Genomic DNA, 12,952 nt, shown 5'->3' on the forward strand with positions numbered 1-12,952 from the left:
CAGACTGCGCTTGTTGTTTTACCCATTCCAACGCGAAAAGCCGTGTCACAGTTTTCAGGTTAAAATGCCATCTTTCAACAGTTCGCTTGTCTGCGCATTTTTTCTCTTGGCTGTTTCACTAATATGTATATACATTATCAAAAAACAGGGGAAGCGAGAAAACGATCATGCTCAAGAATTCAAGCATCGTTTTTATCAATGCGCGCATTGCCACGCTGGACGATGACGCGGACGGTCTCGGTCTCATCGAGAATGCAGCGCTTGCGGTCAAGGACGGCTTGATCGCCTATGTCGGCCCGCAGTCGGCGCTGCCCGAAGACTATGCGACCTTTGACAAAATCGATTGTGAAAACCGGCTGATCACGCCGGGCCTCGTCGATTGTCACACCCATCTCGTTCATGCCGGCAATCGCGCGCATGAATTCGAGCTGCGCTTGCAGGGCGCTTCCTATGAGGAAGTCGCGCGGGCCGGTGGCGGTATTGTTTCTTCGGTCAAGAACCTGCGCGCTGCCAGCGAAGACGATCTGGTGCGTGAGACCCTGCCCCGTCTTGATGCGCTGATCGCCGAAGGCGTTACGACCGTCGAGGTCAAATCCGGTTACGGTCTCGACCGCGACAGCGAAATCAAGTCGCTGAAAGCCGCCCGTCGGCTTGGCGAAGAACGCGACGTGGCAATCCGCACCACTTTCCTTGGCGCACATGCGCTGCCGCCGGAAATGAATGGCGACAAGGCTGCCTATATCGACAAGATCATCGATGACATGCTGCCCGCCATTGCAGCCGAGCATCTGGCCGACGCGGTGGATGGCTTCTGCGAGGGCATCGCCTTTCTGCCGGATGAAATCGCCCGCGTATTCGATGCGGCCAAGGCGCATGGCATCGCCGTCAAGCTTCACGCCGACCAGCTTTCCAATCTGCATGGCGCAGCCCTCGCCGCATCCTATGGCGCATTGTCCGCCGACCACCTCGAATATACCGATGCGGAAGGTGCTGCCGCCATGGCCAAGGCCGGAACAGTGGCCGTCCTGCTTCCCGGCGCTTATTACTTCATCCGCGAAACGCAGAAGCCGCCGGTCGAGGCCTTCCGCGCCGCGGGCACAAAGATGGCGCTCGCCACCGACAACAATCCCGGCACATCGCCGCTGACCTCGCTTTTGCTCACCATGAATATGGGCGCAACGCTCTTCCGCATGACGGTTGATGAGTGCATCGCAGGCGTCACCCGCGAGGCTGCGCGGGCGCTGGGCATTCTTGACCAGACTGGCACGCTGGAGGTCGGCAAGGATGCAGATCTCGCCATCTGGAACGTCGAGCGGCCCGCCGAACTCGTCTATCGCATCGGCTTCAACCCGCTGTGGAAGCGGGTTTTCAAGGGCCACATCTAACTATCCGCAACGGAGCCTGTCATGACCATCATCCTCAAGCCCGGTTCTGTCCCGCTTGAAACGCTGGAAACCATCTATCGCGATGCGGTTCCTGTGCGCATCGACCCCGCATTTCATGCCGGTGTTGAAAAGGCAGCCGCGCGCATTGCAGAAATCGCAGCGGGCGACGAGCCGGTTTACGGCATCAATACCGGTTTCGGTAAACTCGCCTCAATCCGCATTGCGCCCGGCGATGTCGCCACGCTTCAGCGCAACCTTATCCTGTCGCATTGCTGCGGCGTCGGCGAGGCGCTGCCGGAAAATATCGTGCGCCTCATCATGGCGCTGAAGCTGATTTCGCTCGGTCGCGGCGCGTCCGGTGTGCGGCTTGAAGTCATCACGCTTCTCGAAGACATGCTGGCAAAAGGCGTGATCCCGATGATCCCGGAAAAGGGTTCTGTCGGCGCGTCCGGCGATCTTGCGCCGCTTGCCCATATGACGGCGGCCATGATCGCCGAAGGCGAAGCCTTCTATCGGGGCGAACGCCTCTCCGGTGCTAAGGCGCTGGAAAAGGCCGGCCTGAAGCCGGTCGTGCTTGCCGCCAAGGAAGGGCTGGCACTGATCAACGGCACGCAGACATCAACGGCCCTTGCGCTGGCAGGTCTGTTCCGCGCCCATCGCGCAGCACAGACGGCTCTGATCACCGGTGCATTGTCCACCGATGCCGCCATGGGATCGGATGCGCCGTTCCACGAGGAAATCCATACGCTGCGTGGCCATAAGGGCCAGATCGATGCTGGCCGGGCACTGCGCGCCCTGCTCGACGGTTCTGTCATTCGCCAGAGCCATCTTGAAGGCGACCAGCGCGTGCAGGACCCCTATTGCATCCGTTGCCAGCCGCAGGTCGATGGCGCTTGCCTCGACATTCTGCGACAGGCCGCCCGCACGCTGGAAATTGAAGCCAATGCGGTTACCGACAATCCGCTGGTTCTCTCGGATGGGCGCGCCGTATCAGGCGGCAATTTCCACGCCGAACCTGTCGCGTTTGCCGCCGACCAGATTGCGCTTGCCGTCTGCGAAATCGGTGCAATCGCCCAGCGCCGCATCGCGCTGCTGGTCGATCCGGCGCTGTCCTTCGGCCTGCCGGCCTTCCTCGCCCGCAAGCCGGGGCTCAATTCCGGCCTGATGATCGCGGAAGTTACCTCTGCCGCGCTGATGAGCGAAAACAAGCAGATGGCGCATCCCGCTTCCGTCGATTCCACGCCAACCTCCGCCAATCAGGAAGACCATGTGTCCATGGCCTGCCATGGCGCGCGCCGCCTGTTGCAGATGACCGCCAATCTCAATGCCATTATCGGCATCGAGGCGCTGACCGGCGGACTCGGCGTCGAGCTGCGCGAGCCGCTGACCACCAGCCCGGAACTGGCCAAGGTCATCGCCGTATTGCGCGGGCGCGTGCCGACGCTGGAAGACGACCGCTATATGGCCGACGACCTCAAGAACGCCGCCGATCTGGTGGCTGACGGTGCGCTTGCCGGTGCAGTTTCAAGCGGCATCCTGCCAGCGCTGGAGGCGTGATCATGAGCCCGTTTGAAGTTCGTCAGGGAGCATCGCCGGTCATTATCGGCCTGCCGCACACCGGAACCGATGTGCCGCAGGATATTTGGGCGCGGCTCAACGACAATGGCAAAATTCTTGCCGATACCGACTGGCATATTCACAACCTCTATGACGGTCTCATCGACAGCGCGACCATGGTGCGTGCAACCTTCCATCGCTATTGCATCGACGCCAATCGTGATCCGGCGGGCGCAAGCCTCTATCCGGGACAGAACACGACGACGCTGATCCCCGAAACCGACTTCGACGGGCTTTCGATCTGGAAGGATGGCGAAGCGCCGACTGAAGCCGATATTGCCGACCGCACGGCACGCTTCCACAAGCCCTATCACGAAGCGCTGGCCGCCGAGATCAGCCGTGTGAAGGCGATCCACGGCGTTGCCATCCTCTATGACTGCCATTCGATCCGCTCGCATATTCCCTTTCTGTTTGAAGGCAAATTGCCCGATTTCAACATCGGCACGGATATGGGCAAGACCTGCGATCCGAAGATCGAGGCTGCGGCTGTCGAAGTGACCGCCGCGGCACAAGGTTACACGTCGATCCTCAATGGCCGCTTCAAGGGCGGCTGGACGACGCGCCATTACGGCAAGCCGGAAACCGGCGTGCATGCCATCCAGATGGAGCTTGCCCAATCAACCCATCTTGCGACCGAAGCCGTTCCCTTCGCCTATGACCCGGCCAAGGCGGACAGGCTGCGCGTCCATCTCAAAACCCTTTTGCAGCGGCTGGAAAAGCTTGCGCACGACCTGAAAGCCTGAGGAGAACACCATGTCGAACCCACGCCATAACGAGCGCGAAGTCCGGGCGCCGCGCGGAGACGAACTCAACGCCAAGAGCTGGCTGACCGAAGCGCCGCTGCGCATGCTGATGAACAATCTCGACCCCGATGTGGCCGAGCGTCCGCATGAGCTGGTGGTCTATGGCGGCATTGGCCGCGCTGCCCGCACGTGGGACGATTTCGACCGCATCGTTGCCACCCTCAAGACGCTCAATGAAGACGAAACCCTGCTGGTGCAATCGGGCAAGCCGGTCGGCGTTTTCCGCACCCACAAGGATGCGCCGCGTGTTCTGATCGCCAATTCCAACCTCGTGCCGCATTGGGCAACCTGGGATCATTTCAACGAACTGGATAAGAAGGGTCTCGCCATGTATGGCCAGATGACCGCCGGTTCGTGGATCTATATCGGCGCGCAGGGCATCGTTCAGGGCACTTACGAAACCTTTGTCGAAGCCGGTCGCCAGCATTTTGGCGGCAACCTCACCGGCAAGTGGATTCTGACCGGCGGCCTCGGCGGCATGGGCGGCGCGCAGCCTCTGGCGGCGGTGATGGCTGGCGCCTGCTGCCTCGCCGTGGAATGCGACGAAACCCGCGCCGATTTCCGTCTGCGCACCCGGTATGTCGATGAGAAGACCCACAGCCTCGACGAAGCGCTGGCCAGGATCGATGCCTGGACCAAGGCAGGCGAGGCAAAGTCCATCGCGCTGATCGGCAATGCGGCTGAAATCTTCCCGGAACTCGTCAAGCGTGGTGTGAAGCCGGATATCGTCACCGACCAGACCTCCGCGCATGATCCGGTGCATGGCTATCTGCCGCTCGGCTGGACCGTGGCCGAATGGCGCGCAAGCCAAGAGAGCGACCCGAAAGCCGTCGAAAAGGCCGCGCGCGCCTCCATGAAACTGCATGTGCAGGCGATGGTCGATTTCTGGAATATGGGCATTCCGACGCTCGACTATGGTAACAATATTCGCCAGATGGCGCTGGAAGAAGGCCTTGAAGACGCCTTTGCCTTCCCCGGCTTCGTGCCGGCCTATATTCGTCCTCTGTTCTGCCGCGGCATCGGCCCGTTCCGTTGGGCTGCCCTTTCCGGCGACCCGGAAGATATTGCGAAGACCGACGCCAAGGTGAAGGAACTGCTGCCGGACAACAAGCATCTGCACAACTGGCTCGACATGGCGAAAGAACGCATCGCGTTTCAAGGCCTGCCAGCACGCATCTGCTGGGTTGGCCTCGGTGATCGCCATCGTCTCGGCCTCGCTTTCAACGAAATGGTCCGCAATGGCGAATTGAAAGCGCCTATCGTCATCGGTCGCGACCATCTCGACAGCGGCTCGGTCGCCTCGCCAAACCGCGAAACGGAAGCCATGAAGGACGGTTCGGATGCCGTTTCCGACTGGCCGCTGCTCAACGCCCTCCTCAACACCGCTTCTGGTGCAACCTGGGTGTCACTGCATCATGGCGGTGGCGTCGGCATGGGCTTTAGCCAGCATGCGGGCATGGTTATTTGCTGCGACGGCACGGAAGACGCCGACCGCCGTCTGGAGCGCGTCTTGTGGAACGACCCCGCCACCGGCGTCATGCGCCATGCCGATGCGGGCTATGAAGAAGCGCTCGACTGGGCCAAGCAGCAGGGCCTGCGCCTGCCCGGCATTCTGGGGAATTGAGGTCGAATGGCCGTCACTCTTCTCAAGGCCGAAAATCATCGCCGCATGCCGTGGAAAAACGGCGGCGGCGTGACGGTTGAGATCGCCGTCCACCCGCAAGGCGCGTCGGTCGATGATTTCGACTGGCGCATCTCCATGGCGACCGTCGCAAATGACGGCCCGTTTTCCGTCTTTCCCGGTATCGACCGCACCTTATCGGTGCTCGAGGGCGACGGCATCCTGCTCGATGTCGACGGACAGCAGAGCACCCTCACCCGCGACAGCGCGCCCTTGGCCTTTGCGGCAGACAGCCATTCGGCTGCGCGCCTGATCGGCTCCGCCATTACCGATCTCAATGTCATGACTCGACGCACGCGCTATATGCATCGCGTCCGCCGCATCAGCGGGAGCAATGCTGCGGCGACATTGGAAACCGGGGCCACGGGCGAAACGCTGCTTATTTTCTGTGCAGAAGGAGAATTTGCACTCCAGACCGACACGGGAATCGTACATCTCGGTCCCCATGAAGCTGCAATCCTGACTGCGCCTGTCACAAATTCCGTTGAACTAAAGGGTAAGGGAGACCTGTTTCTGATCACGATTATCGCAATTGGATCAGACGCTTAAATGAATTCCCGCCGGAAATGCCCGCAAAGAAATCTTTGTCGGCCTCTCTGGACAGGAAATACGGTCCTGCTAATTTGCTAAGATCGATATGTATAGGCTTATAAACACATAAAAGGGGTACTATTCATGAAAAAATCGTGGTTTGCAGGTGTTGCGCTGGCAGCATTCGCTTTCGCATCGGCAGCACATGCTGAGACAGCCGTTTCCATCGGCTTTTCCGGCTGGACGGGTTTTGGCCCGCTGACGCTGGCCAAGGAAGCTGGCATTTTCAAAAAACACGGACTGGACGTGACGCTGAACAAAATCCCGCAGGCGAGCCGCCATCTGGCGCTGGCATCGGGCGACATTCAGTGCGCAGCCACTACCGTTGAAACCTGGATCGTCTGGAACGCTGTCGGCGTGAAATCCAAGCAGATTTTCCAGATGGACAAGTCCTATGGCGCTGACGGCATTGCAGTGCGCGCCGACGTCAACTCCTTCGCCGACCTGAAGGGCAAGACAATTGCCGCTTCCGCACCGGGCACCTCGCCTTACTTCCTGCTGGCTTTCATGCTCGCCAAAAACGGCATGACCACCAAGGATGTGAAGGTCGTCAACATGGAGCCGGGACCGGCAGCACAGGCATTCGTGGCTGGCCAGAACGACGCCGCCATGACCTATGAGCCTTATCTCTCGACCGTGCGTGCTGCACCTGACAAGGGCAAGATTCTCGCCACCACGCTCGACTATCCGGCTGTGACGGATACGGTTGGCTGCACGCCTGCCTTCCTCGAAAAGAACCCGGAAGCTGCCAAGGCGCTTGCCGACAGCTATTTCGAAGCACTCGAAATGATCGCTGCGGACAAGGACAAGGCCTATGAAATCATGGGCAAGGACGTGAAGCAGTCGGGCAAGGAATTCGGTGCATCCGCCGAATATCTGCGCTGGCAGGACAAGGCCGCCAACCACAAGTTCTTCGATGGCGATTTCAAGGAATTCTCCGCTGAAGCGGCTGATCTGCTGTTGCAGGCTGGCGTGATCAAGTCGAAGCCGAACCTCGATGACATCGTGGATACGAGCTTCATCAAGTAAGATCGCTTTCTGGAACGCAGCCCGAAAGGCATGAAACACCTTTCGGGCAAAGTGTTCAGAACAGATAGTGAGTGCTGTTCCGGGCGGCGACGCCCGGACCGACCTCTCCCCTTCCGTCTCTCTTTGAAGACGGGCGCGCGACTGAACGGACAATGACATGCAGCCTTTGCAGCCGATAGGCAACACGACCCGGATCTTACTGGGCATCCTGTTTTTCATTCTATTTTTTGTGTTCTGGGGCATTGCCACGCTTGGCGGCTTTGTCTCCGCCACCTTCCTCGCCGATCCGATCACCATGGTCAAAGACGGCTATGACCTCATCGCCAATCAGGGCTTCCTGTCCGATATCGGCATGACGGTCTGGCGCGTGCTGGGCGGCTTCGTGCTGGCAAGCCTCGTTGCCATTCCGGTCGGTGTAGCCATGGGCGCCTACAAGCCCATCGAAGCGCTGCTGGAGCCTTTCGTCTCCTTTGCGCGCTATCTGCCTGCTTCGGCTTTCGTGCCGCTCCTGATCCTCTGGGCTGGCATCGGCGAAACCCAGAAGCTGCTCGTTATCTTCATCGGCGCGGTGTTCCAGATCATCCTCATGATCGCGGTCATCGTCGCCAATACCCGCCGCGATCTGGTGGAAGCTGCCTATACGCTGGGCGCGTCCAACAGCGGCATCATCCGCCGCGTGCTCATGCCTGCCAGCGCGCCCGACATTGCCGAAACGCTGCGTCTCGTGCTCGGCTGGGCATGGACCTATGTGATCGTGGCCGAACTCATCGGCGCATCATCGGGCATCGGCTATATGATCATCAACAGCCAGGCGCTGATGGCCACTGGCCAGATCATTTTCGGCATCATCATCATCGGCGTCATCGGCCTGATTTCCGACCTTGCCTTCAAATATTTCAACCGCTGGCTCTTTGCATGGAGGTTCGCATAATGGCTCCCAAGACCGATCAGGAACTGGTTGTTAAGGGCGTCAGCCGCACCTTCCCCGGCGTGCATGGCGGCAAGCCGACGCTGGCCCTGCAAGCAACCGATCTCATCATTCCAAAGAACGACTTCGTCACCATTCTTGGCCCTTCGGGCTGCGGCAAGTCCACGCTTCTGCGCATCATCGCCGGTCTCGACAAGCCGACGACAGGCACGGTGACGCTGGAAGGCAAGCCGGTTGCCGGACCGGGTGCTGATCGCGGCATGGTGTTCCAGTCCTATACGCTGTTTCCATGGCTCACCATCCGCCAGAATGTCGGCTTCGGCCTGCGTGAAAAGGGCCTGCCGGAAAAAGAGGCCCGCGAAATCGTCGATAGCTATATCGACAAGGTGGGGCTGCGCGGCTTTGAAAATCACTGGCCGAAACAGCTTTCGGGCGGCATGCAGCAGCGCACCGCCATTGCCCGCGCACTGGCCAATGATCCAAAAATCCTGTTGCTCGACGAGCCCTTCGGCGCACTCGACAACCAGACACGCGGCCTGATGCAGGAACTGCTGCTGGGCATCTGGGAACGCGAGCACAAGACCGTGATTTTCGTCACCCACGATATCGAAGAAGCGATCTTCATGGCCACACGCGTGGTCACGATGACCGCACGCCCCGGCAAGATCAAATCGATCACGCCGGTCGATATCGCGCATCCGCGTTCCTACCACATCAAGGCAAGCCCGGAATTTTCCGAACTGCGCCTCAAACTGACGGAAGAAATTCGCAGCGAAGCCATTGAGGCAGCCAGACAGGCTGCCTGAAAATAACGGTTTCTTGAGAATATCGGGTGGATTATGAAAGGGCTGCGACATTCGTCGCGGCCCTTTCTTTTCAGGACAGATTCCACCATGGCCGTTACAGCAGAAGACCTCGAGAACCGTATTGTCTATGTCAACGGTGACTATGTTGCCGCGCGCGATGCCCGCATTTCCATTTTCGACCGAGGCTTCCTTTTCGGCGACGGCATTTATGAAGTAACCGCCGTGCTGGAAGGCAAGCTGATCGACAGCGGCCCGCATATGACACGCCTGCGCCGTTCCACCGGCGAAATCGGCATTCCGATGCCGTTGAGCGAAGACGAGATCGTCGCGATCGAGCGCGAGCTGGTACGCCGCAACAATCTGACCGAGGGACTGGTCTATCTCCAGATCACCCGTGGCGATGGCCGCGACCGCGACTTTGTGCCGGGTAAAGGTATCAAGCCATCGGTAGTTCTGTTCACACAGGAAGCCAATCTGCTCGACAAGCCTGCGCTGAAAACCGGCGCGCGCGTGCTCTCGCTGGATGATCTGCGCTGGAAGCGCCGCGACATCAAGACGGTGTGCCTGCTGCCGCAAGCGCTCGCCAAGGAAATCGCCAAGAATGCCGGTTGCGATGAAGCCTGGATGATCGAAGACGGCTATGTCACTGAAGGCGCATCGTCCACGGCCTATATCGTGACCAAGGATGATGTTGTCGTCACGCGCCCCAACAGCAACGCCATTCTGCCCGGCTGCACGCGCCTGTCGCTGCTGCAACTGATTGCCGAGACCGGCATGAAGCTGGAAGAACGCCTTTTCAACATCGACGAAGCCTACGCGGCCAAGGAAGCTTTTCTCACCAGCGCCGGCACATTCGTCACTCCGATCACCGTCATTGACGACAAGACCATCGGCACGGGAAAGCCCGGTCCGGTCGCCCAACGCCTGCGCGAGATTTATCTCGACCACGCTCGCCGCACGGCGATCTAACAAAACAGAACCGCGCCGGAATTGCTTCCAGCGCGGTCTGGTGCTTCGCCCGCCCCCCGACGGCGAAGCCTCAAAATGATGTGACGCTGGCTTGCCTTGCAGGCCGCCAGAGCCAAAATAATCAGCGCTTCTGGTTATAGACGTCGATACAGACAGCACCCAGCAGCACGATACCCTTGATGACCTGCTGATAGTCGATACCGATGCCGAGGATCGACATGCCGTTATTCATGACGCCCATGATAAGCGCGCCGATCACTGCACCTGTCACGCGACCCACACCGCCATAAGCCGATGCACCGCCGATGAAGCAGGCTGCAATCACGTCCAGCTCGAAGCCGATACCCGCCTTTGGCGTTGCCGTATTCAGGCGCGCCGCGAAAACCAGACCGGCGAGAGCTGCCAGCACGCCCATATTGACGAAAGCGAGGAAGGTCAGCCGTTCGGTTTTCACACCGGAAAGCTTGGCCGCATGACGGTTGCCGCCGACCGCATAAATCTGGCGACCGATCACCGTGCGATTGGTGAGAAACGCATAGGCCGCAATCAGCACCGCCATGATGATCAGCACATTCGGCAGGCCGCGATGCATGGAAATCAGGAGCGACAGATAGGCAATAGCCGCAAAGAACAGAATGTTCTTGATGACAAACAGGCCAAACGGCTCCGTTTCCACTTCATGCGCAATATGGCGCTGACGCGACTTCACATTCTGCCAGATCATGAAAGCGGCCAGCAGCACGCCGATGATCAGCGAGGTCAGGTACACGCCGCCTGCCGTGGTGCCGAAAATTTCCGGAATGAAGCCCGACGAGAGCTTCTGGAACACGACCGGGAACGGGCCAACCGACTGGCCGCCGAGCACAGCCAGCATCAGGCCCTTGAAGACCAGCATGCCCGCCAGCGTCACGATGAAGGACGGTATGTTGAAATAGGCGACCCAGAAGCCCTGCAATGCGCCGATCAGACCACCGACCAGAAGGCAGAGAATGGCGGCAATCGGGAACGGGATGCCCCAATGCACCATCATCACCGCCGCCAATGCGCCGATGAAACCACACACCGAACCGACCGACAGGTCGATATGGCCGGTTACGATGATCAGCAGCATGCCGAGCGCCATGATGACGATGTAGCTGTTCTGCAGAACCAGATTGGTCAGGTTCAGCGGCTTCATCAGCACGCCGCCCGTGACGATCTGGAAGAAGATCATGATCGCGACGAGCGAGAGCAGCATCCCGGATTCGCGCAGATTGTTCTTGAGATAACGCCCAACGCTGCTCGTCTGGCTGCTTCCGATAATATTCTCGCTCATTGCCGTTTTCCCTTGTTCCGCATGATGGCCCGCATGATGTTTTCCTGCGTTGCCTCTTCGCCGGCGACTTCGCCGACGAAAGCGCCTTCATGCATGACGACGATGCGGTCGCAGATGCCGATCAGTTCCGGCATTTCAGAAGAAATGACGACCACGCCCTTGCCGCTCTCCGCCAGTGAATTGATGATGGTGTAAATGTCGTATTTCGCGCCGACATCGATGCCGCGCGTCGGCTCATCGAGAATGAGCACATCCGGTCCGGTGAACAGCCATTTCGACAGCACCACCTTCTGCTGGTTGCCGCCCGAAAGCGTGCCCGTCTGCTGAAAGACATTGTGGCTGCGAATGCTCATCTGGTTGCGATATTCACCGGCAACCTTCATTTCGCGAATATCGTCGATAACGCCCTTCGGGCTGACGCCGCGCAGATTGGCCAGCGAAATGTTGCGCGAAATGTTTTCACCCAGAACGAGGCCGAGCTTCTTGCGATCCTCGGTCACATAGGCAAGCCCGGACTTGATCGCCCGCGCCACGGTGGAAATATCCGCGGCCTTGCCATTGATGCGCGCCTCGCCGGTGATATTCGTGCCCCAGGAACGCCCGAACAGGCTCATGGCGAATTCAGTGCGGCCAGCGCCCATCAGGCCTGCAATGCCGACGATTTCACTCGCCTTGACCTTGAACGACACGTTCTTGACCGAATGCCGCTCTGGGTGCAGCGGATGATAGACCGACCAGTTGTCGACTTCAAAAATCACGTCACCGATCTTTGGGTCACGCTTCGGATAGCGGCTTTCCAGATCGCGATCGACCATCTTGCGGATGATATCGTCTTCCTCGACCTCACCTGCATGACAATCAAGCGTCGCCACGGCCTTGCCGTCGCGCAGCACCGTGATCTTGTCGGCAACTTCGCGAATTTCATTGAGCTTGTGCGAGATCAGGATCGACGTGATGCCCTGCGCACGAAACTCCTTCAGGAGCGTCAGAAGCGCCGCACTGTCCGTTTCGTTCAGACTGGCCGTCGGTTCATCGAGGATCAGCAAGCGCACGCGCTTTGACAAGGCCTTGGCGATTTCCACCAACTGCTGCTTGCCGATACCGATATCGGTGATCAGCGTATCGGGCGATTCCGACAGGCCGACCTTTTTCAAAAGTTCCCGCGTGCGCATATGCACGGCACTGCGGTCGATGACGCCACGGCTCGCTGGTGGATTGACGAGGAAAATATTTTCCGCAATCGACATCAGCGGTATCAGCGCCAGTTCCTGATGGATGATGACGATGCCCAGCGCTTCGGAATCATTGATATCGCGAAACTGCCGTTCTTCTCCGTCGAAGAAGATCGAGCCTTCATAGCTGCCATGGGGGTAGACCCCCGAGAGCACCTTCATGAGCGTGGATTTGCCAGCGCCATTTTCGCCGACAAATGCGTGAATCTCCCCCGGCATGACCGTGAAATTGACGTCGCTCAACGCCTTCACGACCCCGAAGGATTTGCTGATGCCGCGCATTTCAAGAATAGGTTTGCCAGCCGCGTTATGCTGGCTTCCCTGCTCTTCAAGCGGGACAGGATTGGCTACATTCATCGCTCACTCCCGACAGAGCGCCTCGCATCCCTCCGGATGCTCAACACGACGCTCCAAACCCTGTTGAACCCTGCCCATTCGAAGCGCCGTTGCGGTTGCTTTGACTGATGGCGCAGGATTTCTGAATGCCATTGCATGCAGACTATGGCCTTGTTTCAGAATGTGTTTTTAAACACGCACTAAAAAAGACAACGCTGTCAATCGTACGGCCTACCCCAGTTCGAAACTGAGGTAAGCTT

General features: G+C 59.1%; 11 protein-coding genes. 9 read left to right on the forward strand and 2 right to left on the reverse strand.

What is annotated here, in order from left to right:
• Window positions 1-167: 167 nt before the first annotated feature.
• The 9 genes from hutI (at window position 168) to FGI60_RS12400 (ending at window position 9,809) form a co-directional block, all read left to right on the forward strand.
• The gene (gene hutI / locus FGI60_RS12360; RefSeq protein ID WP_138785421.1) at window positions 168-1,385 is read left to right on the forward strand and encodes an imidazolonepropionase; all 1,218 of its coding nucleotides are present in this window, start codon (window positions 168-170) and stop codon (window positions 1,383-1,385) included.
• A 21-nt stretch (window positions 1,386-1,406) separates the two neighbouring features.
• A complete protein-coding gene (hutH, locus tag FGI60_RS12365; protein ID WP_138785422.1) occupies window positions 1,407-2,942 on the forward strand; it encodes a histidine ammonia-lyase in 1,536 nt (511 codons plus the stop codon).
• A gap of 2 nt (window positions 2,943-2,944) precedes the next feature.
• On the forward strand, window positions 2,945-3,745 hold the full coding sequence (gene hutG, locus FGI60_RS12370) for an N-formylglutamate deformylase (RefSeq protein ID WP_138785423.1): 801 nt from the start codon (window positions 2,945-2,947) through the stop codon (window positions 3,743-3,745).
• A 10-nt stretch (window positions 3,746-3,755) separates the two neighbouring features.
• Window positions 3,756-5,429: a urocanate hydratase gene (gene hutU, locus FGI60_RS12375; protein ID WP_138785424.1), complete on the forward strand. Its 1,674-nt coding sequence runs from the start codon at window positions 3,756-3,758 to the stop codon at window positions 5,427-5,429.
• A 6-nt stretch (window positions 5,430-5,435) separates the two neighbouring features.
• Window positions 5,436-6,035 (forward strand): HutD/Ves family protein, encoded by a 600-nt coding sequence (locus FGI60_RS12380; protein ID WP_138785425.1) that lies wholly within the window; start codon window positions 5,436-5,438, stop codon window positions 6,033-6,035.
• A 126-nt stretch (window positions 6,036-6,161) separates the two neighbouring features.
• Window positions 6,162-7,106 carry an ABC transporter substrate-binding protein gene (locus tag FGI60_RS12385; RefSeq protein WP_138785426.1) on the forward strand — a complete coding sequence of 315 codons (945 nt, stop codon included), beginning with the start codon at window positions 6,162-6,164 and terminating at the stop codon, window positions 7,104-7,106.
• A 157-nt stretch (window positions 7,107-7,263) separates the two neighbouring features.
• Entirely contained in the window at window positions 7,264-8,037 is a 774-nt protein-coding gene (locus tag FGI60_RS12390; protein WP_138785427.1) for an ABC transporter permease, read from the forward strand.
• On the forward strand, window positions 8,037-8,840 hold the full coding sequence (locus FGI60_RS12395) for an ABC transporter ATP-binding protein (protein ID WP_138785428.1): 804 nt from the start codon (window positions 8,037-8,039) through the stop codon (window positions 8,838-8,840). The genes FGI60_RS12390 and FGI60_RS12395 overlap by 1 nt, the downstream gene beginning before the upstream one ends.
• A gap of 87 nt (window positions 8,841-8,927) precedes the next feature.
• Window positions 8,928-9,809, forward strand: a complete 882-nt coding sequence (locus FGI60_RS12400; protein WP_138785429.1) for a D-amino-acid transaminase — start codon at window positions 8,928-8,930, stop codon at window positions 9,807-9,809.
• A 121-nt stretch (window positions 9,810-9,930) separates the two neighbouring features.
• Here FGI60_RS12400 and mmsB read toward each other — a convergent pair whose 3' ends face one another.
• Both mmsB and mmsA read right to left on the reverse strand, forming a co-directional pair.
• On the reverse strand, window positions 9,931-11,124 hold the full coding sequence (gene mmsB, locus FGI60_RS12405) for a multiple monosaccharide ABC transporter permease (RefSeq protein ID WP_138785430.1): 1,194 nt from the start codon (window positions 11,122-11,124) through the stop codon (window positions 9,931-9,933).
• Window positions 11,121-12,713, reverse strand: a complete 1,593-nt coding sequence (mmsA, locus tag FGI60_RS12410; protein ID WP_138785431.1) for a multiple monosaccharide ABC transporter ATP-binding protein — start codon at window positions 12,711-12,713, stop codon at window positions 11,121-11,123. Before mmsA ends, mmsB begins: the two co-directional genes overlap by 4 nt.
• Between the last annotated feature and the right edge of the window lie 239 nt (window positions 12,714-12,952).

This window comes from Brucella haematophila (assembly GCF_005938105.1).
GTDB classification, from domain to species: Bacteria; Pseudomonadota; Alphaproteobacteria; order Rhizobiales; family Rhizobiaceae; genus Brucella; species Brucella haematophila.